This window comes from Rahnella sp. PD4 (assembly GCF_049199325.1).
GTDB classification, from domain to species: domain Bacteria; phylum Pseudomonadota; class Gammaproteobacteria; order Enterobacterales; family Enterobacteriaceae; genus Rahnella; species Rahnella perminowiae.
Genome location: NZ_JBLZQF010000002.1, coordinates 285,523 through 311,984 on the forward strand (window position 1 = coordinate 285,523; position 26,462 = coordinate 311,984).

Genomic DNA, 26,462 nt, shown 5'->3' on the forward strand with positions numbered 1-26,462 from the left:
AGATTTACTGCATTTATTGAAGCAAAATTTCTGCCTGAGGCAGGATTTGTGCGCCGGATCTCACCGTTGAATCATAATTGTAAATATCTGTTCTGAACTGAGGCTTACCGTCATCTGCGACCCACGCCGTCAGATAAAACAGTTTTACCGGTATGTGATGGCGTATCGCTACATACGTGGTATTCCCCCCCTGCAATGTTGAAGAGATCCGCGTGTCATTCCAGCCCGCATCCTGCAATAACATATTGGCCAATTCAGACGCCTTATTCACCCTCACACAACCTGAACTCAGCGCACGAATATCTTTGCTGAACAGATTATGATTTGGCGTGTCATGCAGATAAATAGCATCAGAACTCGGCATATTAAATTTATACCGACCGAGGGAATTGCTCACGCCTGGTGCCTGACGGATGCGATATGGGAAATGGTTAGGCGATACCATTGCCCAGTCAATCATTGCAGGATCAATCACTTCCGCATCATTACTCCAGCCGGACAGCACCTGATAGCCATGTTGCTGGAAGTAACCGGGATTATTCATGGCTTTAGGCACGATATCTTCACGTATTAACGTAGTAGGCACATTCCATGGCGGATTGACTACCACATTATTCAGCGCACTGCTCATTAATGGCGTTTTACGACTTGGACGCCCGACAATCACCCGTGACGACAACACTTCATTACCATTGAGATAATAGGTGAGCTGATAGTTTGGAATATTCACCATGATGCCGGTGTTCACATTGCCAGGGAGAATGCGCAGGCGCTGAATATTCAGCGCCAGTAAGGTCGCACGCAATTGCGGAGAGGCATTCAGCCACTGACGGGTACGTCCGCCAATAATACCGTCAGCTTCCAGTCCCTGCCATTTTTGAAAACGTTTAACGGCCTCCACTAAATCCGGCGTGTACTGATTGTGAGCAACAGCAACCGGCGGGTGAGTTGCTGGCGCTTCTGTCGACTGAACCGTTGGCAGAACATCTTGTACTGATGTTGCAGAAGGGCTGACGGCTGGCGTCGATTGCTGGGCCTTATCGGCGGTTTCATCAACAGACAGATCGTCATTTGCCGCGCTTCCCGGCGTGTCCGGAGCGATGGTTTCATCTGTCGGTTTAGGCACCCTGTTCTCTTCAGGCGATGCGACCATCATACCGGTGCGGGTCAGGATCTCCCGCAAAGCCGGGACATCGTCACTGATCTGATCCGGCCGCAAACTGGCTGATCCTGTCATGACCGGCCAGGGGCGATTATCCGCCAGCATGGTCTTCAACGCATCATGCATCTTGGTGTAATAAGGATGCTGTGGCGCGAGAGTCGACAAATAGTGTGACGTATTGCCCTGACGCACAGCCAGCTGCCATTGATTAATCACCGTCAGTGATGGCGTCGTCATTTTGTAAGGCGTGGAACTGTATAACCACTTATCCCCGTTGGCTTCCACGCTGCTCGTAAACTGTAAATAACCCAGCATCGCATCTGATAACACGACGTCACGGGCCATGCCGGTGACTTGCGGATCCGTCAGCCATTTCACCCATTGCGTGAACTGAGGCTGGATACCAGATATGGCCAGTTCGGCCAGCTGCTGCTGGAATATCTGAACGGTTTGGCGATCGTTCCACATGGGCTGCATATGATTTGCAGCATAAAGCGAAGACAGAGAAGACAGATACAACGGCCGGATGCCTCTGGGCAATAATTCTGCCTGCAACTGACTCATGCTCTGCACACTTGACAGTGTCGTTTTTCCTAATGGCAGTGTGGGCACGGTAGCCCATGCAGCCAACCACGGCGACAGACCGCCCGCCAGCAAGCAGCTGGCGACTAAAAACCTGAGAGACCTTTGATTCATTAACATCTTCCCTTGCCTCCCGATAAGGTGCCCAATTTCATCCCCAAAACTGAGCCTGCAGCTCTTGGATTAAGTATATAAAGAGAATTCTTTTTTTGCGTAGGAACTCAATGAAATAGAGCCCGCATGTCACGTAAAGACTCTAAGTCAGCTGTCAGTTTAAATAAAGCCTTCCGTTACGTGTTTATGAGTTGTTTTTAAGCATTCGCCTATAAATTACACAACACTTTAGCTTTGCCTTGCGCGGTATTTAGAGCATCACTGTTTTTTAAACAAATATAAGTGAAATGGGGGTAATTCTAATAAAAAGCCCCGGCGATCATGGGCCGGGGCTTTTAAAATCAATCAGCTGTTTTATCTGAAAATAATCAGGAAACGTCAGCTTCCGTATTGACCAGAGCAGGCTGTTCAGCGGCAAATCCACGCAAACCAACGACGTGTACATGCTCATTATTGCCAAAGACTTTACGCACCAGTTTATACGTCGTCCCTTTTTCCGGGCTGATGTTTTCCGGTGCTGCGATAATCAGTTGCATTTCCAGACGGTCGCAAAGCTCAAACAGTGTGGCAATAGATTTCGCATCCAGACGCGCGGCTTCATCGAGGAACAGCAGACGACAAGGCGAAATATCCTTTCCTCGCATACGGCTCGACTCATCTTCCCAGCTCTGAACAACCATTACCAGAATCGACATACCGGTACCGATCGCTTCACCTGTTGACAGCGCCCCGCTTTCTGCGCGCAGCCAGCCATCCGAACCCCGGTTTACTTCCACTTCCATTTCGAGATAGTTGCGGTAATCCAGAAGTTCTTCGCCAATAGTTTGCGGTGTACGCTGACCCATATCAATTTGCGGGTTCAGACGCTGATAGAGTTTCGCCAGCGCCTCCGAGAAAGTCAGACGGTTACTGCTGAACAAGTCCTGATGCTGTTCCTGCTGTTCAGAAAGCACATCCAGCAGTCCCGCATGCGCTTCACGCACGTTCACATTCAGACGGACGCTTTTCACCTGACCAAACGCCACTGCCTGCAGCCCCTGGTTAAGCTGACGAATACGATTTTGTTCGCGCTGAATGGTTTTGCGGATGATATTTGCCACGCTGCGGGAACTGATCGCCAGTTGTTGCTCACGGGCTGTCAGCTCTTCAGTCAGACGTCCCAGCTCGATTTCCATCTGTTCAATCGCTTCAACCGGATCATCGGTACGAATAATATCCTGGCGGATACGTTCGCGCAGATGCTGATAGACGGCAATATAGAACTGGATTTTACGCTCAGGGCGTTTCGGATCTTCGGACAGACGCAGCACATCGCGCAGATGTTCGTTATCAGACACCGCCAGACGCAGCGCACCCAGGGATTTATCTGACATGGAACGCAGTTCGTCGCCATCCATATAAGCCAGCTCACGGCGGTGCAGACGGCGTTCAACACCATTGTCTTTCACCAAACGCATCACCGCACACCAGCCCGCTTTTGCGGTCACAACCTGTTCGCGGCTCTGATGATAATCACGCTCAAGTTTGCGCAGTTTCTTCTGCAGGTTATCCATTTCAGCTTCGCAGAAGGTGATTTGCTTTTCGAGCTGATTACAGCGCGCACGGTTAGTACTGAGCGCGCTGTGCAGTTCGTCACGGCGGGTTTTGGCGCGTGCTTCCGCATTGGCATCCGCCTGAACGCCGATATCCTGTAATTCCTGACTCAGTTCCTTGAGCATATCGCGTTTGGCATCGAACGAACTTTTCAGCGAGGCCAGAACCTGACTGTACTGCGTCAGTTGCGTCTGATGCTGACGCATTTGTTCACGGGCGCGTGTACGTTCTGCTTCCGCATGTTCCAGACGCTGACGCAGTTTATCATTCAGGTCGCTGTTTTCATTGAGCATACCGGCAGAGTCGGTATAACTGAAGTGAGCACGGCGCTGAACCACTTCGGTCAGGGCAAATGCCTGCTGCTTCGCCAGTCGCTGTACATGCTGCGCCTGGGCGTAATCTTCTTTCAATTGCTCATGCTGTTCCGGGTCGCTTTGCAGCACCGATACCAGCGGTTCCAGCTTGCTCAGTGAAACACCGTGCTGCTGAATGAAGCGGGCGCAATCCTGCGCCTCTTCCATCTCTTCACGAATTTCTTCGACCCGATCAATCAGTGTCTCATCGCATAGCAAACCGACACGCGGCTGCAATTTATTGAGCATGCCGATAGCATCTTTCGCCTGCTCGTATTGCTGGCGCTGTTGCTGATTTTGGCCTTCATGCGCATTAATGGCGCGTTCCAGCTCACCGCGGCGTCCGCTCAGGGTACGGATTTCAGCTTCAGGATCGGCATCGAACGCCACGGCTAAATGGCTGCCGATAAAGCGGCTGAACGCCTGATGTGCGCGCTGAATTTTCTGCACATCAAACGACAATGTCGCATAACGTTCTGACAGGCTTTCGCGTTCTTTATGCAGGGTTTCCAGACGGTTCTCACGCGCCGCACGGCCAAACAACGGCACTTGCGGGAAGTGAGAATAACGCCACTGACGATCACCCGTTTTAACCAGTACCGCACCCTGCATTTCTTCCACTTCGAACACGTTGTCATCAAATGACTGCGGATCCCCTTCGATGAGATAGAGATCTTCCGGGCAATCATCCAGACCGTCAAGTTGGTCGCGGATCAGAGATAAATCAGGTACCACAATTGCGTGACGGGACGGACCATACAATGCGGAGAAGTAAGGTGCATCGTCGATGGTGACATCGTCGTAAATTTCCGACAACAATACTCCACCGAAACGTTCTGCAAGCGCGATCATGCGGGAATCTTCCGCACCACTCGGCTGGCTGAGGCGGGTAATTTGCCCTTCAATGCGACGTTTGCGGGCAGCCACTTCGTCACGCTCAACTGTCGTTTCGCGTTCCGTTTCCAAAAGTTGCTGCATGTATTCGGTCACCTGCTGACTGCTTTCCAGCGGTTCCTTACTTTGCTCGCTTAACTGACTGAGTGCTTCCTGCGCGGCCAGCCAGACGGGGGCACGGGCGGTCAGTTCACGAATGCGCGACTGAACACGTTCAAGCTCCTGGCGCATTTCCATGCGACGTTCACCTGCCTGCGACACCACACCCTGTAATTCTTCAATCTGAACTTCCAGCTCACGCTGCATTTCGTCCAGATCTTCAGGGTGCACATCCTGCCCCGTACGTTTGCAGAACTCCTGCAACTGACGCTCAGCATCCTGCTGCTCACGCAGGCGGCCTTCAAGTTCGGACAACCGCATGCGCAGCGGTTCGACACGCTCAGCCTGATGCTGCCGGGAAGACCAGTCACGCAGTAATTCACGTGCCGTCTGCCAGGCTTCACTGCGGCTCACTTCACCGGCGATTTTCACCACCAACTGATAAGCGGTTTCAAACTGATTATGGGCGGCAGAAGCAACACTCATCTTCTGTTCCAGCATCAACAGGATTTCAGTGGCTTCCTGTTCTTTGCCCTGGAACGTTTCCAGCCATGTTTCGCTGTTCTGAATGCTCAGATCGGGGATCTGACACAAGTCGCGCGCACGTTCAATGGCCTGTAACGCCTGCTGATACTGGATCGCACGGGTCTGCTGAACATCCAGCGCCTGCTGGTAATCGGCAAGCTGGCTTTTCAGCTCATCCACTTCCTGTTCAGCGGCCTCAGCGCGTGCTTCATATTCGGCGTGCTGCTCGCTGGCTTCGGCCACCACTTCGTTCTGCTCTTCCAGACGATACGTCAGCTCTTCGAGGTCACTTTCATAACGCTCGATTTTTTCCTGCTGACGCATCGCCGTCTGAACCAGACTCAGATGATCGCTGGCGGCCTGATAATCGGTTTCCAAATCGCTTTGCGAACCACTTTGCTCGGCCAGCTCACGCGCCATTTCGACATGACGATATTGTTCGCCGGATAACTGCTTGCGGCTGCTAAACAAATCATTACGCAGCACAAGCGCACCATCTAGATGAATGCGGCGCTCATTGGCATGACGCATATAGTCTGCGGCTACGTAAGACGTTGCTTCAGAAATCAGATGCTTAAACAGATCGCGGTCAGATTGCGTCACGCGGATCGCTTCCAGCGTCATGCGGTTTTCACGCAGCGCCGCTTCCATATCCTGGAAAGCTTTACGCACACCACTGTTTTCAGGCAACAAATAGTCGCGCAGGGAACGAGTGATGGCACTGGAAATACCGCCGTAAAGTGAGGCTTCAATCAGACGATAAAATTTACTGCGGTCGGATGCTGAACGTAAACGACGCGGAATCACACCCAGATCAAACATCAGGGCATGATAATCAGTAATGGAGTTGAACTGCTTGAACTGTACGCCTTCCATTGCCTCAACGCGATCTTTCAGCTCCTGCAAAGGCAGCACGCGGGCCTGACGTTCGCCGACCGTCTCGGTCAGCATTTCTGTCGGATTCACCGCAATCGGCAAACCCTGAATGGTGAAAGGTTTGATATCGACTTTACGGTCACGGCCGGCGACCTGCTGCAGGCGAACCCCCACAACAATGCGCTGGTGACGCGAGTTCACCACATCCAGAACCGAGTAACAGACACCCGCACGTAATTTACCGTGCAGACCTTTATCACGTGAACCGGAGGTGGCGCCCGCTTCCGTTGTGTTACGGAAATGCAGTAACGTCAGATCGGGGATCAGGGCGGTGACGAAAGCCGCCATTGTGGTGGATTTACCCGCCCCGTTGCCGCCGGAAAGCGTGGTGACCAGTGAATCAAGGTCAAACGTACGGGCGAAGAACCCGTTCCAGTTAACCAGCGTCAGTGAGCGAAATTTACCGCGTTCAATCATTCCTGTTCATCCTCTGCGCTCTCATGCCCTTGCTGCCCTGCCAGCGGTTCGCCGTCCTCACTTTCGTCATTCAGTGACAGCGCGCTGTCGACAGGCATCGCTTCACCGTCGCGGATCATCCGCAACTGTGCTTCGCGCGCGTCATCGCCGCTGCGGACATCCGCACCAAAACGGAATACCGCTTCGGTGATACGGAACTTGCTGCTGTCAACACCCATGAAATACACCATACCCAGACGGCGCAGGCGATTGAGCGACGTACGAACTTTGTCCTGCAACTTCTGGCGATCCAAATCTGAGCCGGTTGAGCGCTGATTGACGTATTTGAGTAATTTACTTTCATCCGCCAGGCTCAGTAATTCGTCGTACAGTTCCTGCTGAGTAAAAATCCCCTCATGCGCCAGACGTTCCGGGCTCAGATACAAATAGCAGAGAATTTTCCCCACCATCATATCCAGTTCAGATAACACTGAACGCGGGATAAGCGTGGTCGAGCGCGGACGCAGATAGAAAAAACCTTCCGGTGCCCGGATTAATTCCACATTGTAGCGGCTGTAAAAGAGTTCCATTTCTTCCTGATAATCCATCAGAAAAGCATGGTTATCCAGTTCATCAATGCCAATATGACGGCCAGAACGCAGCTGACTGTCGAGAGCAGGAAACACTGAGTTTGCCAGTGCCTGCGCCAGCTTAGCTGGCATTATGTGTTCAATATTTGTCGATGACATGGGCCTGCACCTTGGCTCCGTAATCATTGATTGCCTGCCATTCAGCATGCAATCCTGAAAAATCTGCTTCAGCCACACCAAGGCGCACGGCCTGGTCGACCACAATTCGCGCGACATCAAAATGTCGGGCACGCGGATACTGTTTAAGGTATTCGCGCATTACCATGCCCAGATTGAGCGGCGTTTTTTGTTGCTGATAAACCTGTAAGGCCTGTTCAATCAATGCCGCAAGTTGTTCGCGGATTTCGTTAAACTCTTCAAACTCAAGATCTGGCGGAAGTTCGCCGGTCACTTCTTCGCTACGCAGGGCCAGTTCTTCATCACGCATATCCAGCAGACGATCGGCATTGGCGAACGTCAGCGTCCACGGCTGATCAAAGTAGTTCTGCACCGACTGGCGCAGACGTTGCGCAAACACCCGGTTTTTATCCATATCGATGGCGGTACGGATAAATTTATGCACATGGCGGTCATAGCCAATCCACAGGTCAATTGCCTGCTGACCCCAGCTGGTAATACGGTCGAGTTTGTTCTGCAAGTCGAAAACCAGTTTGTCGACAAAGCTCAAATCGAGTTCGACCATCGTGGCATCCTGAATACGCATAAGATGCGCCTGCAACAGGTTACCGGCGGCTTCTAACGTATCCTGCAATTCACGCAGCGTGCCCGAGGTTTCTGACAGGAGGATTTCACAACTGGAAATTGCCGCGCGCCAGTCTTTATTCAGCAACGCGGCAATGTCATCTTTCACGCCCTGCTGCTGTTCGTCCATGACCCTTTGCGTCATATCGATGCTGTCAAAAATTTCAGCAACGGAGTATTTCAGTGGCGCGTAAACATTGCGATGCCAGTGGAAATCATCGCCACCCTCTTCGGCTGCATCCGCCGCACGCTTGAGTTCCTGCGCCACAATCGACAATTGCATAGACAACCGCAACGTAGAGAATTCACGCTGGCGGATGTAATAATCTGAAATGCCGATCGCCAAAGGCGTCAGGCGATAGATAGCATTACCGTCAGCCAGTTCACTGACGAAACGGTTGAGCAAACGCTGACGCACCATGTCATTGATGGCATTATTGGCACGTACGGTGATGGTTTCGTTTGTCTGCTCAAATCCCTTGCTGACGTGACGAAATGCATCGACCAGTTCACCCTCACTCATTTCCCCATCAAGGCGCTCGCTGTTTAATGTGGCAATCGCCAGAAGAAAAGCCAGCCGCTCCGTTGGCAGCGAAATTGAGAAATCATTTTTTCGTGCCCAGGCGACCAGTTCGGGTACAGTCTGGGAAAATTCGCTCATAATTCGTCCTTCAGAATGGGTTTGTGCGCCATCACGTGGATGTAACGTCCCAAACTAACAAAAGGTTCCTGGCGGCAATAACGCTGCTCCAGCGCCAGAAGCTCGTCAAAATCCTGTTTATGTTGTTGTCTGTTTCGCAAATAATCATGGAACACTCTAACACCGGTCTTGCCGCTGATCTGCATTCCAAGTTCTTCCAGCCACTGATAAACCTGAGCCGGTTCCAGTGGGTGATCGGGTAGCAGGGAGCTTTTTTTGATTTTTGGCACACCGGCTTCAACATGACCGAAATTGCCGAGGATCATATGCCGCATGACCAGACCGTGGATATTGTAAAACATCAGCGATAATGCCCCGCCCGGTGCCAGGCAATCTACCAGCGCAGCCATTGCCTGCTGTGGCTCTGCCAGCCATTCGATGACCGCATGGAACAATATCAGATCAACCGGTTGTTCCAAATGTTCGGCGATATTCTGAGCCGGACATTGTACAAATTGCATGTTGTTGCTCACACCTTTTTCCAGCGCAGCAGCCTCAGCGCGCCGGATCATCTCACCGGAAAGATCACACAACAAGACCTTATGTCCTAAAGCTGCCAGTTCGCAGGCCATTTGTCCTTCCCCGCCGCCCGCATCAAGGATACGCAATGGCCGCTGAGGCAAAGTCTGTAATAAATCATGCAAATCCTGACCCAGCACAGCCTGACGGATACGTCCCTTTGTTGTGCCGTAGATATTGCGCGAGAATTTCTCGGCCATATCGTCGAAATTACGATCCTGCATGAAATGAACCCTGCTTCTGAAAACAATTTGGTGAATGATGGCTGTGCGGCAATGCCGGGTGAAGTGCTATTTTGGCACAGGCTGGCATAGAATAAATCATCCTGACGCGGATTCACGCCCGGATGTCGTTTTTTCACCCAAAAGGATCGGTTTCTGATGTTATTTACCCTAAAAAAGACGCTGGGAGGCCTGCTATTACCTCTGCCATTTATTCTGCTTCTCATGGCGATAGCACTGGTATTGCTGTGGATAACCCGGTGGCAAAAAACCGGAAAAGTGTTTTTTTCACTGAGTTGGCTGCTTCTGTTGCTGCTCAGCCTGCAACCTGTGGCGGATAACCTGCTCCGCCCCATTGAATCGGTCTACCCGACTTATCAGGCTGACGGCCATGCGCCGGTAAAATATGTCGTCGTACTGGGTGGGGGTTATACCTATAATCCGGCGTGGGCACCGAGTTCTAATCTCATCAGTAACAGTCTTCCTCGCGTGGCCGAAGGGATCCGCATTTACCGGGCAAACCCCGGTTCGAAAATGATCTTCACCGGTGCGCGGGCCATGACCAATCCGGTGAGCAGCGCTGCGGTTGCCGGAAAAGTGGCGGAGAGTTTAGGTGTGCCGCAAAGCGATATTATTTTACTCGACAGGCCACGGGATACACATCAGGAAGCTTTACAGGTGAAAGAAATGCTGGGAGAGCAGCCCTTTGTGCTGGTGACATCGGCTAATCATCTGCCGCGGGCGATTATTTTTTTCCGGCAACTGGGACTGAATCCGATTCCGGCGCCGGCAAATCAACTTGCGATAGATTCCCCGCTCAATCCGTGGGAAAAAGCATTACCACAGACACTGTTCCTGTCTCACAGTGAGCGGGCATGGTATGAAACGCTGGGGCGCATATGGCAATGGATGACACTGCCGGCACCCGCTGCGAAGCCGCTCAGTTAAGCCACGGCAACAGTTGTTGTCGTGCATAATCGAACTGACGGCGATCGAGCTTGCCGGTATGGATCAGATGTGCGACAGATTCCCACACCAGATACAACCAGCGACGGGCAAGGAACGTTTCCGAAACGGGTGCTTTGTGGAGATAACCAAACAGCAGTTGCTCGCTCATTCCTTTTTCCCACAGTCTGAAGAGATCAAACTCGCGCGGCGCCCATAACACGGTGCCGGGATTAATCATCGCCAGTAACTGATCGCTGCGCGGATCTTTGAGCATGCTGCGTAGCGAAAGATTACCGTGAACCAATACCGGTGTATCGTCAAATCCTTCAAACAACGCAGGGATACAGGCACGGGAACGGAAAAGCAGCGTACGATCTTCAGGGGTGAGTTCAGGGGCCTGTAAATGGGATAACGTTGCCCACAATACTTCGATCCTCTGCGGGTACCAATTTTCCCAGCGATTTTCCTGAGTGCTGTCTACCGAACCGACACAACCGTGACTGTCAATCCGGTGCCACGCCAGCATCGCCTCAACAATTTGCTCCTGCAGTATTTGCCAGCGCTCAGGAGTACGTGTTGGTGCTTCCGCCGATACGCCGCGCAGACGCTCAATGAGCAAGATTTCCTGATACGGTTTCTGATGCGTGGTGACCATGCCATAAACCGCCGGCACCCGTACCACGCCCTCCCGTGCCAGCATGGATAATTTATAAGCCTCCTGCCCGGCGATTCCCTGACAGACAAAACTCTTCGCCATCAATGGCATCGCATAACCCTGCTCATCATAGAGAGAGAAAAGATGCGCATAAGGCTGCTCACTGACACATTCAAGACGGGATAAACGCTCGCCCAGCACAATACTCAATTCGGCTTTTAGCTGTTCCATAACGTGTTCGCAGTGACAAATAAATTAACGTTTATGATGAAAGCTTCAGGAAAGGATTACCCCGTGTCAGATCAAATAAAAACCGGATAGTCTGGACAGAAACAGGAAGGCAGTACGCAAAACGAAAAGAGAACAGAAATGACAAAACGGAATGCCGGAACATTCCGCTTTTATGAGCACTTATACCTTGTCGGATCAGGAATTTTTATGGCCCAAAATCACGCGCACACGTTCCAGATCCTCAGCGGTATCAACACCCACAGAAGGAATGGCCTTCGCTACATCAACGTGGATTTTTTCACCGTACCACAGTACCCGGAGTTGTTCGAGTAATTCAATGTGCTCCAGTTTAGTCGGTTCCCATTTCACATACTGGCGAATGAAACCGGCACGGTAAGCATAAATACCGATATGACGGAGGAAGACATCACCGACTGTTTCTTTCGACACGGCAAAACGTTCACGTTCCCACGGAATGGCAGCACGGGAAAAATACATGGCATAGCCTTTGGCATCCCGAACCACTTTTACCGCATTCGGGTTAAACGCTTCTTCCGCTGTTTCAATCGGCACAGCCAGTGTCGCCATTCCTGCTTCACTGTTTGCCAGATTATCCGCCACCTGACGGATAATAACAGGCGGGATCAGCGGCTCATCACCCTGCACATTGACGATGATTTCATCATCAGCAAAGTGACATACCTCGATCACTTCAGCCAGACGTTCGGTGCCTGACTGATGGTCAGCTCGTGTAAGGCAAACTTCACCGCCAGCAGCTTCAACCGCCGCCACAACGTCAGGATGATCTGTCGCAACAATTACACGTTTAGCCCCGGACTCCAGTGCACGCTCCATCACATGCACAACCATAGGCTTACCGTTGATATCGGCCAACGGCTTACCCGGTAAACGGCTTGACCCGAAGCGGGCCGGGATGATGGCAACAAAACTCATGGGTGTGTCTCATCAACAGAAAGCGGTCGGGCCTCGTTTTCTAATAATACGGGAATCCCCTCACGCACTGGATAAGCCAGGCTGTCTGCCTTACACACTAATTCCTGCGACTCTTTATTAAAGTAAAGCTTCCCGTTACAGACGGGGCACGCAACGATTTCAAGCAAACGGTGGTCCATAAATTCCTCCCGGAGGCGAATACACCGCATTTTCAGCAAGGTGCAACGCAAAAAAGCATTGGAAACACAACATAGCGGTTCAAGAGAATAGCATAACGCCGCACCGCACGTTAATTCTCACTGATCCTCAAATATGGCCTCAAAAAGTTACGTTTTTGTAAAAAAATATCTTCGTGGGAGGATTGCGTTGCCCAATTTGTGGGAGTAGAATTTTTTCTGTGATGCAAGTCACACTATCAACCCTAAACATGAGCTCTAAAAATGAAAACCATTAACAAAATCATCGCTATGTTCGCTAACTTCAGCCACTAAGCTGAATGTCACCTGCAATCATCGTGAAATAACGGCTGCCTGATGCAGCCGTTTCATTTTATAACCTCAAATCTGCCAGTCTTTTCCCCAAAGCGCCGTTAGCGTTTCAGGTACATTCACGATTTTGACTTTTTCAGCTCCCTGCCACTGTGCAAAACGGCTGATTGCTCCGTGTATATCTTTTGCCCTTCGTGAAGCCATCGTGACATCCGGCTCAAGATGCAGGCTTTTCACTTCCAGTATTTTTTCTTTGCGATGCATTTTTGCATCCACCCTGCCAATCAGCTCACCGCGCTGCAATAAGGGAAGTGTGAAATATCCATACTGGCGTTTTGCTTGTGGGGTATAACATTCGATCCGGTATTCGAAATTAAATAACGTCGACACACGTTTACGATCCCATACCACCGGATCAAACGGTGAAAGCAGCGTGGTGACGGTTGAACCGATCCGTGATTTGATGGCTTGTTGCAGGAGGGGAAACTGTTTGCGATGAACATAATAAGTACCTTCGAGCCCGGTCACTTCGATCGGTGTAATCTCCTCATCTGCCAGCAATTGTGCAATCACAGCCTTGGTATTCACGCGCCTGAGGCGGTAGTAGTCCGCCAGCCATTCGGGTTTGAAGATGCCGAGATATTGCGCCGAACGCCGCAGCATCTGTTGTTCCGCCACGGCCTGTTCAAGCGTTTGGCTCGCATCGTCCCAGCCTGGCATCACCCGTTCAGCAAGGTCGTAAACCCGATGAAAATTACGCCGCTCTGACACCATCAGTTTCCCGGTGGTAAACAACGTTTCCAGATGCTTTTTATGCGGCTTCCAGTCCCACCAGCCACTGGCAGACTTCTTGTCTGCACTGAAGTCTGCCGAACGTACGGGCCCCTTGTCGGCAATATGGCTCAACAGCGCCGCAATATCCGTCTGATGTTCATCAAACCAGGCTTGCGAAAATTTCCACCCCATTCCCTGAGGATTCAGCATCCGGTGGCGCAGGAGTCCGTAATCTTCGCTGGGAATAAAACAAGCCTCATGTGCCCAATATTCGAATATTTTTCCTGCTGAGAGTGCCTGTTCCAGCCACTGAGGATCGTAATTACCTAAGCGGCTAAACAGCACAAGATAAGGACTGCGCGCAACGACACTTATGGTATCGATTTGCAGTAAGCCCATATCACGGATCGTGTCCACGACATCCGCTGCAACAGGCTTTCGGGTGACAGGCTCAAGAAGATTTTGCGCAGATAAATGCAGGGCGCGGGCTGAAGCAAGAGATATAACCGGGTGAGACATATCGGTATCCGTGGCAGTAATTTAACTGCGGATACCGATAGCATATTTTTACCGGAGCGTAAAATTCAACTCAACGGTGAACAACAAAACCGGACTCAGAATGCAATAACATCAGCCGCGGAAGGGCCGTGTGCTACGCTGCGGTAAGTGGTGAACTCAACCTTCTGACCGGCACTCAGAGATTTATTACCCGTATTTGCGATGGAAGTACGATGAACATAAATTTCAGAAGAACCATCGAGCGGACAAATAAAACCGTAGCCTTTAGCCTGGTTGTACCATTTAACTAAACCCATTTTTAACATCATAATTTCTATCCTTTCTTTTGGGCATCCATGAACACACTTTTTTATTATTGTTCGGATGCGTTTGCCCATTGCTAAGTTATTTTTTTATAAAAAACCTCTAATGAGCGAATTTGTTTTAACGATTATTTTTATAACTTTCGCGACATCATATACACGTCGCATTGACCTTTCCAGGTATGAAAAACCCGCCATCCGGCGGGTTTTGCGCTGCTAATATGATGAACGATTAACGTTGTTTCATATCATTACGCTCGTCTCTTTTCAGAGCGCAATAACGTTAGCAGCAGCAGGACCGCGCGGGCTATCCTGAATGGTGTATTCTACACGCTGGCCTTCTGCCAACGTCTTGAAACCCTCGGTTGCGATTGCGGAGAAATGTACGAATACATCCTTACCGCCATCAGCTTGCTCAATAAAACCAAAACCTTTGCTTTCATTGAACCACTTAACCTGACCATTTTTCTTAGACATATTTAAAACCTTTTTACGAAATATAAAATCCTGCCATTCGGCAATGTGAGCCAATAGTTCAGACAATTACTTATGGGGAGGACTTAGAAGGTTCGTCTTGGAAGCGGAATCATGGGGAAACAGATAACGTCTGGGAGGAACTGCTTTACTCTACACTCATACATAAATAGCGCTGCAACACAGGCTGCATGCATTTACTCATAAGTTCAGAGCAATAGCAACCCCCACTGCGTAATTATTCTGAACTCTAACGCCATAATAAAATATAAGTCTTTAAAATCAGAGGGGACGGGGATTTTAATCAGCTTAATTTTTTTATACAAGGTGCAGCTTTAAGGTCATTCAGCGCACTTAAGGCCTTTTTTCTAAAATCAGATCTGATATTTTTTGCAGTAATTTCTCGGCTTTCCTCCCTGTAATCTTTGCTTCAACCGGCAAATACCACCAGTCAGGTTGCGCAAAAGCCCGGCATTTCACCGCATCTTTTTCAGTCATAAGGAGAGTCTGGCCAGGTTGTATTACGGCAGAAAGGAGTGTGGCGGAATAAGTCCGATGATCAGAAAAAGCGATTTCCTTTTGCAGGACAACCCCTAGCTGTCTAAGCGTGGCAAAAAAACGAGGCGGATGTCCAATCCCCGCCATAGCAACCACATTTTTTAAGCTACCGGCATCACGCTGCTCTCCCGTAGCCAAATTTACCGCCTTACCTGGCTCAAGGATCATGGCCAGTTCACCAGCCTGTGCGGTACCACCATTTGTAATCACTGCATCGACTGAACGCAGACGCGATTCGCGTTCACGCATCGGGCCTGCAGGTAACCAGTGACCATTACCAAAACGGCGGACACCGTCGACGACGACAATTTCGATATCACGCTGCAGTGCATAATGCTGCAGCCCGTCGTCGGTAATCACGATGTCAAGCTCATGCTCCGCAAGCAATGCCTTCACGGCATCAGAGCGAACAGGAGACACCGCAACCGGTGCCCCTGTTCTTTGAAAGATCAGGACAGGCTCGTCACCCGCTTGCGCAGTTGACGTACTCTCGTTCAGGAGAAGCGGATAGCGTTCCGCTTTCCCACCGTAACCGCGAGAAACAACGCCAACACGAAAACCATGCTGTTGCAATGTTTCAACCAGCCAGATAACCACCGGTGTTTTACCGTTTCCTCCGGCGGTCAGGTTACCGACCACCACAACGGGCACCGGGGCCCGCCAGCTTTTTTTCAGCCCGGCTTTATAGCTATAACGGATCAGATTCGCGATCAGACCATAAAGCCATGCCAGAGGCAGGAGTACAAGATATAGCGGTGATGTGCCTGACCAGATACGATCAATCATTGCCCAAATTGCATCCGGTAGAGTTGTGAGTAAACACCACGCTCTTCAAGCAGGCTCGCATGAGAACCACGTTCCACCACGCAACCATCTTCGATTACCAGAATCTCATCGGCCTTTTCGATAGTAGATAAACGGTGTGCGATCACCAGTGATGTGCGGTTTTTCTGCAGCTCATCCAGCGCAGCCTGAATAGCACGCTCAGATTCGGTATCAAGGGCCGATGTCGCTTCATCAAGTATCAAAACCGGTGAGTCACGCAATAAAGCACGAGCAATCGCGATACGCTGACGCTGACCACCAGAGAGCAGAACGCCATTTTCACCAATGACCGTATCCAGCCCTTTATCCATTTTGCTGATAAAGTCCATTGCGTAAGCCATCGTCGCCGCTTTTTCGATTTCTTCGCGGGAGTACATATCCGTACGGGCGTAAGCGATATTATTGGCAATGGTGTCATTAAACAGATGGACGTTCTGAGAAACGAGGGCCACCTGATCACGTAATGACGACAGCGTATATTCCCGAAGATCATGACCATCCATCAGGATTTCACCTTCCTGAATGTCATAGAAACGGGTCAGCAAATTCGCGATTGTCGATTTTCCTGAACCTGAGCGACCAACCAGTGCAACGGTTTTGCCTTCCGGCAGGCTGAAGGAAATATTACGCAAAGCAGGAATATCACGCCCCGGATAAGTGAAGGTCACGTTTTTAAACTCGACATCACCTTTTACGCGTTTGACTTCCAGTTTGCCCTCATCTTTTTCCTGTTCCATATCCAGAATGGAGAACAGCGTCTGACAAGCTGCCATACCACGCTGGAACTGGGAGTTCACGTTAGTCAGTGACTTCAAGGGGCGCATAAGGGCAATCATAGAAGAGAACACAACGGTAATAGTACCCGCACTAAGCGTTTCCATCACCGACGGGAAGCTTGCCGCATACAACACAAATGCCAGTGCCAGAGAAGCGATCAACTGAATAATCGGGTCTGAAATTGAAGAGGCGGAAACCATGCGCATACCTTGCTGGCGCATACGGTTACTCACTTTATCAAAACGCGCGGTTTCAACTTTCTGACCACCGAAGATCAATACTTCTTTATGCCCTTTCAGCATCTGTTCTGCACTGGTCGTCACCTGCCCCATGGTGTTTTGCATTGTCTTACTGATATTACGGAATCGTTTAGACACCACGCGGATAACAACAGAAACAATCGGCGCAATCACTAACAGGATTACAGAAAGCTGCCAGCTGTAATAGAACATCATCACAAACAGACCAATGATTGACGCCCCCTCTCGTACAACAGTCACCAGCGCACTGGAAGACGAAGACGCGACCTGCTCGGAATCATAAGTAATACGGGAAAGTAAGGTACCCGTGGATTGCTGGTCAAAGAATGCCACGGGCATTCTCATCATGTGACCAAACAGACGGCGACGCATATGCATCACGACTTTGCCCGAAACCCATGAAATGCAGTAACTCGAAATATAGCCACTGATACCGCGTACAATCATCAGACCGATAACGACCAGGGGCATCCAAAGTAGTATGGAGCGGTCAGCTTTACCAAAACCGTCATCAAGTAGCGGCTTCAGCAAAGACAGCATGAAAGTATCACTGGCGGCGTTTGCGACCAGCGCAATAGCCGCAGCGATCAGCCCGGCTTTAAAAGGTGTGATCATCGGCCACAGACGACGGAATGTCTGCCATGTGGAGAGATCTTTATCGTTCATCATGCAATATCAACCAGCATCGAAAGAAATAGCGGTCTATTCTACTCATTATCTGCAGATACTCCAAACTGGCGGTGGTACCAACGGGGGATTAATTGCTCACGTAAGCCTTTAATTGTCCAATAATCATCAAAAATGAAGAGGCTGAGTTGACCCGATACAGATGTTGAATGCCAGTCATAACGCGCTTTGTTGTATCTGCTAACAACTTTATGTGCCGGCAGATGCCATTTATTAAAACGGGAGGCTGATGCCAGTACGATAACCGGCTTGACTGCCCGTAGAAAAGGGGGTATCGATGAAGTATTGCTGCCATGATGAGGGACCTGAAGTGCCGTGGCTCGTAATGTGTTTCGCAACTTCCTGACCAGCGCTTTTTCCGTTTCAGCTTCAATATCGCCGGTCAGCAGCAAACTGAATGAACCATCATCAATGCGGATAACACAGCTGTCGTTATTCCGGGCATCGCCGGACATTTTCTCTGGCCACAACACTTCAAAATCCAACCCCTGCCACCGCCATTGCTCGCCCGCGATACATTTCAGATGATGCTGATCAGAAAGGGTACTTTCACGTACGCTGGCAGCAGGGTATCGGTTTTGCAATACGGTTAACCCACCCCGGTGATCTTTGTCATCATGACTGATAATTATCTGTTCCAGCTGGATATTCTTCCAGTTTAAAAACGGAATAATATTTTGTTCAGCGGCTGATCCGCCTTCCCACCTGTTGCCGGTATCATAAAGAACACCTTTGCCATTTTTGCTGATAAGAACAGACAAGTCGTGCCCGACATCAAGCATATCAATCCGCCAGCGCTCTGGTGGATTTCTGTTCATCCAGACGAAAGAAATCGCGAAAAGAGACAGCAAAAGTGAAAAACAATATCTCAACGGGCAAATCCGCCAGCACAATAGCACCAGCCATCCCATCAGGCTCACGACCAGAAAGGATTCACTCAATGGGGTCCAGCCGTCAGGTAATGCTTTAACCCCCCACAGGGCCAGCCTCAGGGTAACGTCAGCCAGTTGCCAGAGCACAGCCTGGACGTAACCTCCTAATGCATAGGGCACGGCGCTCATCAACAAGGCCAGTAATACCAGCGGGACGGTGAACAGCGAAACAACCGGCACGGCCCACATATTGGCCGGAAACGAAAAGAGGTTCATGCCATGGAAAATCCAGACCTGCAGGGGCCAGAGTAGAAGCGTCATCCCCACCTGCAAATGTCCCCAACGGCAAAATGCCCAATACCATGCCTGCTGAAACATTGCCGGCAAAGGTGCCCACTGAAACCAGAAAACCAGTGCCCCCACGGCAAAGCATGACAACCAGAAACTGTCAGATAATAAATTCATAGGGTCGGCCAGCAAAAGCATGGCAACCACCCAAAGCCATATCTGCCACGGATGACAGCGGACACGGAACAGACGCAGCAGGATCCACATCGATACCGCTAACGCTGCACGAACTGCAGGTGCGTTGCCTCCGGAAAGCCAGGTGTAGGTCAGCAGAAAAGCGACGCTCACCAATAACGGAAAGCGATAGTCAATCATCTTTACCGGCATCAAAAACTGTATGCCACGTGCCAGCCACCATCCGAATAATGCCGCCACGGAGATATGTAAACCTGATATCGCCACCAGATGGGCGATGCCCGTCTGTTGCAACAGCAGCTTATCTGCCCTCTCTATTAATCCTTTTTCGCCAAAGGCCAGTGCGATCAGCACAGGCGTATTTTCCATCAGCGGCATCTTCTGCTGCACCCGCTGAATAAACTGCTGACGAAGCGAACTTTTCGCGTCAACTGGCTGACTGTGGCGGACCGTTGCTGTCAGTGGCGCATGCTGAGCCAGCGCCCAGCGCTGGGCATCAAATCCGCCTTCATTGAGCATGCTATGGACGGGACGCAAGCTGACGGTCATATCCCAGCGCTGACCCGCAAAAAGTTCTTGCCCTCCCTCATCCCAGTTAGTGCGGAACATGATCGGTGGAAAGAGGATTTTATCTTCAACTTTTTCAATCTTGAAGAGTACAGAGGATGTGCTGGTGTTCCCGAGATTAATACTTTCTACCGCTGCGATAACATGCCGTTTTGTGCCCTGAAGCGCTGAAATCTGATGAAGTTGAATGTCGCCCTGAAATGAGGCCCAACTGAGGCTCAGCAGACCGATCGCTATCAGGCTGAATATTCTGTGATGTAGTCTGAAACAACAGAATGCACAAAGACACAGCATAACCCGTTGAATAACGGTGGGGAGTTCAGAAAAAATGAGCAGCGGCATCATGCCGGCAATAACCGCTAAAGCAGCCTCGTCCAGTGAGATTTTGATGTTTTACTTCCTTCACGTTGTTCAGACATATTTTCGTGCCGGAGTATGGTTTTCACGCGAAGAAGAGACAAGCAGGAGACCGAAACGCTGGGAGACGTTACGCAAATATTTTGTGATCAGAATTGAAAGAGAGATCAATTCATTAGTCGTAAGGCAAAAAAAACGGCACCTGGAAAGGTACCGTTTTACGTTCGCTATAGGCAGACATTTACGTCCAGGCGCAAGCCTTAGCCGTAAATATTCGCGCGGTCGCGCAACTCTTTACCTGGTTTAAAGTGAGGAACATACTTGCCGTCCAGCTCGACTTTATCGCCAGTTTTAGGGTTGCGCCCAACACGCGGAGCACGGTAGTGAAGAGAAAAACTGCCAAACCCACGGATTTCGATGCGTTCACCATCAGCCAAGGTTGCAGCCATATGCTCAAGCATCTCTTTCACTGCATCCTCAACAGCTTTCGCCGGGATATGAGAGTGCTGGCCAGCAAGTCTTTCAATAAGTTCAGACTTGGTCATATTACCTCCAAGCTTTGCAGCTAAACTACCGTTTCGGGGCGACTGAGCCGCCCCCCGTCATTACTCGCCTTTTGCCGCTTTGAACGCTTCAGCCATAGCGTTAGAGAAGTTGCTTTCGTCTGGTTTGTTGTTAACAACAGCGATTGCATCTTTCTCGTCTGCTTCGTCCTTAGCACGAACGGACAGGCTTACTACGCGGTTCTTACGATCAACACCGGTGAATTTAGCTTCAACTTCATCACCAACGCTCAGAACCAGAGTTGCGTCTTCAATACGGTCGCGAGAAGCTTCTGAAGCGCGCAGGTAACCTTCTACGCCGCCAGCTAATTCAACTGTAGCACCTTTGGCGTCAACTGCTGTGACTTTACCAGTAACAATAGTACCTTTCTTGTTAACAGACAGGTAGTTATTGAATGGATCTTCAGCCAGTTGCTTCACGCCCAGGGAGATACGTTCACGTTCTGCATCAACTTGCAGAACCACAGCTGCGATTTCGTCGCCTTTTTTGTATTCACGTACTGCTTCTTCGCCTGCAACGTTCCAGGAGATGTCAGACAGGTGAACCAGGCCGTCGATGCCGCCATCCAGACCAATGAAGATACCGAAGTCAGTGATTGACTTGATTTTACCTTCAACACGGTCGTTCTTGTTGTGGGTCTCTGCGAATTGCTGCCATGGGTTGTTTTTGCATTGTTTCAGGCCCAGGGAGATACGACGACGTTCTTCGTCGATATCCAGAACCATAACTTCAACAACATCGCCCACGTTAACCACTTTAGATGGGTGGATATTTTTGTTAGTCCAGTCCATTTCAGAAACGTGAACCAGACCTTCAACGCCTTCTTCGATTTCTACGAAGCAGCCGTAATCAGTCAGGTTAGTCACGCGACCCGTCAGTTTAGTACCTTCTGGGTAACGTTTAGCGATAGCGACCCAAGGATCTTCGCCCAGTTGTTTCAGACCCAGTGATACACGGGTACGCTCACGGTCAAATTTAAGAACTTTAACAGTGATTTCATCGCCAACATTAACAATTTCGCTTGGGTGTTTAACACGTTTCCAAGCCATGTCAGTGATGTGCAGCAGGCCATCAACGCCGCCCAGATCAACGAATGCACCGTAGTCAGTGAGGTTCTTAACGATACCTTTAACTTCCATGCCTTCCTGCAGGTTTTCCAGCAGTTGATCGCGCTCTGCGCTGTTCTCAGACTCAATTACTGCACGACGGGAAACAACAACGTTGTTGCGTTTCTGGTCCAGTTTGATGACTTTGAACTCAAGATCTTTGCCTTCGAGATGCAGCGTGTCGCGAACAGGACGAACGTCTACCAGTGAACCTGGCAGGAACGCACGGATACCGTTCAGCTCAACAGTGAAACCGCCTTTAACTTTACCGTTGATAACACCGGTAACAGTTGCAGATTCTTCGTAAGCTTTTTCCAGCGTGATCCAAGCTTCATGACGTTTAGCTTTTTCACGGGACAGCAGAGTTTCACCGAAGCCGTCTTCAACAGCGTCCAGCGCAACATCAACTTCGTCGCCAACCTGGATTTCCAGTTCGCCCTGTGCGTTTTTGAATTGTTCTGCCGGGATTGCAGACTCAGATTTCAGACCGGCGTCAACCAGTACGATATCTTTGTCGATAGACACAACAACACCACGAACGATGGAACCAGGACGGGTTTCGATTGTTTTTAAGGATTCTTCAAAGAGTTGAGCAAAAGATTCAGTCATGTTGATAATCTTTAGGTTCTTAAGTTTAACGTCCATCTGGCGTCCTGCTGGATGGGGTTGTTTCAAATGCCCCGCTACAGATCCTTGCGGCGAGGTTAAAAAAAACTATAGCCAAAACCGGCACTGAATATTCTTCAGCACCAGATTAAGGCCAGATTACCGGGTTTGTTTTTGCGGTAATCCTAGAATTTCTGTGGCATAAGCCAGTGCTTTTTCGATGACTTCGTCGATAGACATACTGGTTGAATCCAGCAACAGTGCATCGGAAGCAGCCACTAAAGGCGCGATAGGCCTGTTACGATCACGGTCATCGCGTTCTTTGATCTCGGCTAAAAGCCGTTCAAAGTTAACACTAAAGCCTTTTTCCTGCAACTGTAGCATTCTTCTGTTTGCACGTTCTTCCGAACTGGCATCCAGAAATATCTTCACCGGTGCATCAGGGAAAACCACCGTACCCATATCGCGGCCATCAGCAATCAGACCCGGCGCATCGCGAAATGCGCGCTGCCTGCGCAATAATGCCTCACGAACACGGGGGAACGCCGCCGCCTGAGACGCAGTATTGCCTACCGTTTCGGTGCGGATTTCATTGGTAACATCCTCACCTTCTAAAATAACGTGCAATTGCCCGTCCTGAGCCACAAAACGAACGTCGAGATGTGCGGCAAGCGGAACTAACGCCTCTTCTGAGACAATATCAACCTGATGATGCAAAGCTGCCAGCGCCAAAACGCGGTAAATCGCGCCGGAATCCAGCAGATGCCAGTTAAAGGCCTCGGCAAGCGCTTTACACAACGTACCTTTGCCTGCACCACTTGGCCCATCAACGGTGATTACCGGGGCTAAAGCCGTCATTTTTGTCTCCTTTCGGTGGGGGATACCCGCTTCATTAGTCTCACAGGACTAATTCAGGAGCGGCATTATACGCTGCCTTTGCTGCAACTGTTACCCCACATTTTTCAGTTGCCTAAAAAGCGGACGGTTCTGAGCCTGAAAAATAAAAAAACGGACATCCTGGATGTCCGTTTATACAAGGGCAACCTCGTGAAAAGTTATGCCAGTGTGCTGATTGCTGCCAGACGTTCAAAATAGTCAGGGAACGTTTTCGCGGTACACTTCGGATCAAGAATGGTCACCGGCGTATCGGATAAGGCCACCAGAGAAAAACACATCGCCATCCGGTGATCATTATAGGTGCCAATGTCGGCAGACCTCAGCGAATGAGGCGGATCAATGCGAATGTAATCTTCGCCCTCTTCCACTGTTGCTCCGACCTTACGCAACTCAGTCGCCATCGCCGTCAGTCGATCAGTCTCTTTAACACGCCAGTTATAAATATTACGTAGCGTCGTCGGACCTTCGGCAAACAACGCCGCAGTAGCAATGGTCATTGCTGCATCCGGAATATGGTTCATATCCATATCAATGCCTTTAAGTTCACCGCGGGTACATTCGATATAATCCTCAGCCCAGTGGATAGTCGCACCCATTTTTTCCAGTACATCTGCAAAACGAATATCGCCCTGCATACTGTTTTTGCCGATTCCGGTCACGCGAACCGTACCGCCCTTAATCGCCGCAGCGGCCAGAAAATAGGACGCAGAAGACGCATCGCCTTCGACCAGATAGGACCCCGGAGACACATACTGCTGACGGCCTTTGATGCTGAATTTCTGGTACCCGTGATTTTCGACGTCAATACCAAAGGTTTTCATCAGGTTCAGCGTGATATCGATATAAGGTTTGGAAACCAGTTCACCTTTAATCTGAATGGTAGTGTCGTTACCTGCCAGCGGGGCTGTCATCAACAGCGCCGTCAGGAACTGGCTTGAAACGCTGCCGTCGACACTGACGTCACCACCACTAAAGCCACCGCGCAGGCGAAGAGGCGGATAGTTTTCCTGCTCAAGGTAATCAATCTGTGCACCGCCCTGACGAAGCGCATCGACCAGATGCCCGATCGGACGCTCTTTCATGCGCGGCTCACCGGTCAGCACCACATCCTGCTCACCCAGGCACAACGCCGCAGCCAGCGGACGCATAGCGGTACCGGCATTCCCCAGAAACAGCTCCAGACCTTTAGCATTGGAAAAAGCCGTGCCCAGACCTTCGATTTCACACTCTGTCCTGGACGCAGATAAATGATGCGTGACGCCCAACTGAGTCAGTGCTGTCAGCATATGGCGCACATCGTCGCTGTCGAGCAGGTTAGTCAGGCGGGTAGTGCCCTGTGCAAAAGCAGCCAGCAAAAGTGCGCGATTAGAAACACTTTTTGAGCCCGGTAAATTGATGCTGCCGTTAATCAGCGCAACAGGTTGTAATGTCAGGGATTCCACGCTTTCTCCAATTCTTTTTTTCATAAAATGACCCCGGACATTGGGCCGGGGTCATTTTTAAGGCTTCTTACTCAAGCATTCTGCGGGCCCGGAAGCCAGCACACTTAACCGTGACGTTTTTCGAATTCAGCCATAAAGTCGGTCAGTGCTTTTACGCCTTCAACAGGCATCGCATTATAAATAGATGCGCGCATACCACCAGCCACACGATGGCCTTTTAATGCATGCAGACCCGCTTCCTGCGCCTGATCAAGGAACAGTTTATCCAGAGAGGCGTCCGCCATCTGGAAAGGAACGTTCATCCACGAACGGTTCGCATCGGCGACAGGGTTGCGATAGAAACCGGTATGGTCAATGGCGCCATACAACAGTTCGGCTTTTGCGCGGTTGCGTTTTTCCATCTCACGCAGGCCACCCTGTTCTTTCAACCATTTGAACACCATGCCTGACAAATACCACGCGAACGTTGGCGGAGTATTGAACATAGAATCGTTCTCAGCCAGAACGGTATAATCGAGGATAGAAGGCAATTCTGTGCGCGCTTTACCCAACAGATCTTCGCGGACGATAACCAGGGTCAGCCCCGCAGGACCGATATTTTTCTGCGCACCGGCATAAATTACCCCAAAGCGGCTGACATCAATCGGGCGGGAGAGGATGCAGGATGAATAATCGGCTACCACGATTTTGTCACCAAAATCAGGCATTTCATCGATAGCGATACCATCAATGGTTTCATTCGGACAGTAATGAACGTAGGCAGAATCTGCACTCAGTTTCCATTCGCTCATTGGCAAAATGCCACGTTTGCCATCGATCGTGGCGTTAACGTCAATCACGTTAGGCGTGCAATATTTTTGCGCTTCTTTGACTGCGCTGTGTGCCCAGTAACCACCGTCGATATAGTCAGCGGAGGATTTATCGCCCAAAAGGTTCATAGGTACTGCGGCAAATTGCGCACGTGCGCCACCATGACAGAACAGCACTTTATAGTTCGAGGGAATATTCAGCAGGTCACGGATATCCTTTTCGGATTCTTCAGCCACCTGGATAAATTCTTTGCTGCGGTGACTGATTTCCATCACCGAGGTACCCAGTCCGTGCCAGTTACAAAGTTCCTGTTCTGCACGACGCAACACTTCAGCCGGGATCATTGCCGGGCCTGCACTAAAATTATAAACCTGAGTCATTTCCCCTCACCACTTCTCTGAGACAGCCACATAGTAATCATTAATTTAACGGTTTTATCATCCGGGACAAGCAGTCTGCAACGGTTATTGATCATGAACTGATAAACAGCGATGAGAAGTTGGTCACAAGGTTCATTCCTCCCTGGAAAGCTGATTTTACAGGATTATCTGTTCACACCCGCACCGTGCTCAGCGCCCTCACCCAGGTGATATTCTGGCACCTTGAATAAGCAGCTTTTACACCGACTTTGAAGGATTTAATCAGGCTACACCGATGACAGGCATCGTGAGCATAAGCGTCCTCTAACCATTATACCTGCCGACCTCCCCGGTCCTACATCTTCATGCTGTCTGAAGCAGAGATCCGCCAGTGGTTACCAGATTCGCCGATAAGCTAAGCGCGTTACAACGCGATTACATTCTTAACACGAATACATGGAG

Annotated in this window: 20 protein-coding genes; 1 reads left to right on the forward strand and 19 read right to left on the reverse strand. The window is 50.2% G+C overall.

The features are described 5' to 3' along the window. Positions 1–13 precede the first annotated feature (13 nt). The 5 genes from ldtD to cmoM form a co-directional block, all read right to left on the reverse strand. Positions 14–1,864 carry a L,D-transpeptidase gene (ldtD, locus tag ACOZIO_RS06055; protein WP_129991190.1) on the reverse strand — a complete coding sequence of 617 codons (1,851 nt, stop codon included), beginning with the start codon at positions 1,862–1,864 and terminating at the stop codon, positions 14–16. A gap of 362 nt (positions 1,865–2,226) precedes the next feature. Further along, the gene (gene mukB / locus ACOZIO_RS06060; RefSeq protein WP_421595094.1) at positions 2,227–6,675 is read right to left on the reverse strand and encodes a chromosome partition protein MukB; all 4,449 of its coding nucleotides are present in this window, start codon (positions 6,673–6,675) and stop codon (positions 2,227–2,229) included. Continuing rightward, positions 6,672–7,403 carry a chromosome partition protein MukE gene (mukE, locus tag ACOZIO_RS06065; RefSeq protein ID WP_129952500.1) on the reverse strand — a complete coding sequence of 244 codons (732 nt, stop codon included), beginning with the start codon at positions 7,401–7,403 and terminating at the stop codon, positions 6,672–6,674. The genes mukB and mukE overlap by 4 nt, the downstream gene beginning before the upstream one ends. After that, positions 7,384–8,706 (reverse strand): chromosome partition protein MukF, encoded by a 1,323-nt coding sequence (mukF, locus tag ACOZIO_RS06070; RefSeq protein ID WP_129952499.1) that lies wholly within the window; start codon positions 8,704–8,706, stop codon positions 7,384–7,386. The genes mukE and mukF overlap by 20 nt, the downstream gene beginning before the upstream one ends. Then, on the reverse strand, positions 8,703–9,488 hold the full coding sequence (gene cmoM, locus ACOZIO_RS06075) for a tRNA uridine 5-oxyacetic acid(34) methyltransferase CmoM (protein WP_129952498.1): 786 nt from the start codon (positions 9,486–9,488) through the stop codon (positions 8,703–8,705). Before cmoM ends, mukF begins: the two co-directional genes overlap by 4 nt. A 156-nt stretch (positions 9,489–9,644) precedes the next feature. On the opposite strand from cmoM, the gene elyC reads away from it, so the two are divergent. Further along, complete coding sequence (gene elyC, locus ACOZIO_RS06080; RefSeq protein ID WP_258453628.1) at positions 9,645–10,433, forward strand: envelope biogenesis factor ElyC; 789 nt, start codon at positions 9,645–9,647, stop codon at positions 10,431–10,433. On the opposite strand, the gene ACOZIO_RS06085 is transcribed toward elyC, so the two are convergent. The 14 genes from ACOZIO_RS06085 to serC form a co-directional block, all read right to left on the reverse strand. Next, on the reverse strand, positions 10,426–11,319 hold the full coding sequence (locus ACOZIO_RS06085) for a YcbJ family phosphotransferase (protein WP_129952496.1): 894 nt from the start codon (positions 11,317–11,319) through the stop codon (positions 10,426–10,428). The genes elyC and ACOZIO_RS06085 overlap by 8 nt on opposite strands. A 195-nt stretch (positions 11,320–11,514) precedes the next feature. Then, positions 11,515–12,273 (reverse strand): 3-deoxy-manno-octulosonate cytidylyltransferase, encoded by a 759-nt coding sequence (gene kdsB, locus ACOZIO_RS06090; protein ID WP_129952495.1) that lies wholly within the window; start codon positions 12,271–12,273, stop codon positions 11,515–11,517. Beyond that, on the reverse strand, positions 12,270–12,452 hold the full coding sequence (locus ACOZIO_RS06095; protein ID WP_013574842.1) for a Trm112 family protein: 183 nt from the start codon (positions 12,450–12,452) through the stop codon (positions 12,270–12,272). The genes kdsB and ACOZIO_RS06095 overlap by 4 nt, the downstream gene beginning before the upstream one ends. 378 nt (positions 12,453–12,830) lie before the next feature. Then, entirely contained in the window at positions 12,831–14,054 is a 1,224-nt protein-coding gene (locus ACOZIO_RS06100) for a winged helix-turn-helix domain-containing protein (RefSeq protein ID WP_217139096.1), read from the reverse strand. Positions 14,055–14,149: 95 nt separating this feature from the next. After that, the gene (locus tag ACOZIO_RS06105) at positions 14,150–14,362 is read right to left on the reverse strand and encodes a cold-shock protein (RefSeq protein ID WP_217156517.1); all 213 of its coding nucleotides are present in this window, start codon (positions 14,360–14,362) and stop codon (positions 14,150–14,152) included. Between the two features lie 261 nt (positions 14,363–14,623). Beyond that, positions 14,624–14,833, reverse strand: coding sequence for a transcription antiterminator/RNA stability regulator CspE (cspE, locus tag ACOZIO_RS06110; protein WP_129952493.1), 210 nt, complete (start codon positions 14,831–14,833; stop codon positions 14,624–14,626). Positions 14,834–15,184: 351 nt separating this feature from the next. After that, positions 15,185–16,174 carry a tetraacyldisaccharide 4'-kinase gene (gene lpxK, locus ACOZIO_RS06115; RefSeq protein WP_258453630.1) on the reverse strand — a complete coding sequence of 330 codons (990 nt, stop codon included), beginning with the start codon at positions 16,172–16,174 and terminating at the stop codon, positions 15,185–15,187. Continuing rightward, entirely contained in the window at positions 16,171–17,919 is a 1,749-nt protein-coding gene (msbA, locus tag ACOZIO_RS06120; protein ID WP_129952491.1) for a lipid A ABC transporter ATP-binding protein/permease MsbA, read from the reverse strand. The genes lpxK and msbA overlap by 4 nt, the downstream gene beginning before the upstream one ends. 38 nt (positions 17,920–17,957) lie before the next feature. Then, on the reverse strand, positions 17,958–20,237 hold the full coding sequence (locus ACOZIO_RS06125; protein WP_421595194.1) for a ComEC family protein: 2,280 nt from the start codon (positions 20,235–20,237) through the stop codon (positions 17,958–17,960). A gap of 239 nt (positions 20,238–20,476) precedes the next feature. Next, the gene (gene ihfB, locus ACOZIO_RS06130) at positions 20,477–20,761 is read right to left on the reverse strand and encodes an integration host factor subunit beta (RefSeq protein ID WP_013574835.1); all 285 of its coding nucleotides are present in this window, start codon (positions 20,759–20,761) and stop codon (positions 20,477–20,479) included. A gap of 60 nt (positions 20,762–20,821) precedes the next feature. Next, positions 20,822–22,495 (reverse strand): 30S ribosomal protein S1, encoded by a 1,674-nt coding sequence (gene rpsA / locus ACOZIO_RS06135; RefSeq protein WP_095925166.1) that lies wholly within the window; start codon positions 22,493–22,495, stop codon positions 20,822–20,824. 156 nt (positions 22,496–22,651) lie between these two features. After that, complete coding sequence (gene cmk / locus ACOZIO_RS06140; protein WP_129952489.1) at positions 22,652–23,350, reverse strand: (d)CMP kinase; 699 nt, start codon at positions 23,348–23,350, stop codon at positions 22,652–22,654. Positions 23,351–23,547: 197 nt separating this feature from the next. After that, on the reverse strand, positions 23,548–24,831 hold the full coding sequence (gene aroA / locus ACOZIO_RS06145; RefSeq protein WP_129991273.1) for a 3-phosphoshikimate 1-carboxyvinyltransferase: 1,284 nt from the start codon (positions 24,829–24,831) through the stop codon (positions 23,548–23,550). A gap of 104 nt (positions 24,832–24,935) precedes the next feature. After that, positions 24,936–26,021: a 3-phosphoserine/phosphohydroxythreonine transaminase gene (serC, locus tag ACOZIO_RS06150; RefSeq protein WP_129952488.1), complete on the reverse strand. Its 1,086-nt coding sequence runs from the start codon at positions 26,019–26,021 to the stop codon at positions 24,936–24,938. Positions 26,022–26,462 lie beyond the last annotated feature (441 nt).

Bases quoted from the DNA above. Each gene is read 5' to 3' on its own strand.
- cmoM (WP_129952498.1), bottom strand. From the start codon at position 9,488: ATGCAGGATCGTAATTTCGACGATATGGCCGAGAAATTCTCGCGCAAT.
- rpsA (WP_095925166.1), bottom strand. From the start codon at position 22,495: ATGACTGAATCTTTTGCTCAACTCTTTGAAGAATCCTTAAAAACAATC.
- mukF (WP_129952499.1), bottom strand. From the start codon at position 8,706: ATGAGCGAATTTTCCCAGACTGTACCCGAACTGGTCGCCTGGGCACGA.
- cspE (WP_129952493.1), bottom strand. From the start codon at position 14,833: ATGTCTAAGAAAAATGGTCAGGTTAAGTGGTTCAATGAAAGCAAAGGT.
- cmk (WP_129952489.1), bottom strand. From the start codon at position 23,350: ATGACGGCTTTAGCCCCGGTAATCACCGTTGATGGGCCAAGTGGTGCA.
- serC (WP_129952488.1), bottom strand. From the start codon at position 26,021: ATGACTCAGGTTTATAATTTTAGTGCAGGCCCGGCAATGATCCCGGCT.
- mukE (WP_129952500.1), bottom strand. From the start codon at position 7,403: ATGTCATCGACAAATATTGAACACATAATGCCAGCTAAGCTGGCGCAG.
- ihfB (WP_013574835.1), bottom strand. From the start codon at position 20,761: ATGACCAAGTCTGAACTTATTGAAAGACTTGCTGGCCAGCACTCTCAT.
- ACOZIO_RS06095 (WP_013574842.1), bottom strand. From the start codon at position 12,452: ATGGACCACCGTTTGCTTGAAATCGTTGCGTGCCCCGTCTGTAACGGG.
- elyC (WP_258453628.1), top strand. From the start codon at position 9,645: ATGTTATTTACCCTAAAAAAGACGCTGGGAGGCCTGCTATTACCTCTG.
- ldtD (WP_129991190.1), bottom strand. From the start codon at position 1,864: ATGTTAATGAATCAAAGGTCTCTCAGGTTTTTAGTCGCCAGCTGCTTG.
- ACOZIO_RS06100 (WP_217139096.1), bottom strand. From the start codon at position 14,054: ATGTCTCACCCGGTTATATCTCTTGCTTCAGCCCGCGCCCTGCATTTA.
- lpxK (WP_258453630.1), bottom strand. From the start codon at position 16,174: ATGATTGATCGTATCTGGTCAGGCACATCACCGCTATATCTTGTACTC.
- ACOZIO_RS06085 (WP_129952496.1), bottom strand. From the start codon at position 11,319: ATGGAACAGCTAAAAGCCGAATTGAGTATTGTGCTGGGCGAGCGTTTA.
- mukB (WP_421595094.1), bottom strand. From the start codon at position 6,675: ATGATTGAACGCGGTAAATTTCGCTCACTGACGCTGGTTAACTGGAAC.
- kdsB (WP_129952495.1), bottom strand. From the start codon at position 12,273: ATGAGTTTTGTTGCCATCATCCCGGCCCGCTTCGGGTCAAGCCGTTTA.
- ACOZIO_RS06105 (WP_217156517.1), bottom strand. From the start codon at position 14,362: ATGATGTTAAAAATGGGTTTAGTTAAATGGTACAACCAGGCTAAAGGC.
- msbA (WP_129952491.1), bottom strand. From the start codon at position 17,919: ATGATGAACGATAAAGATCTCTCCACATGGCAGACATTCCGTCGTCTG.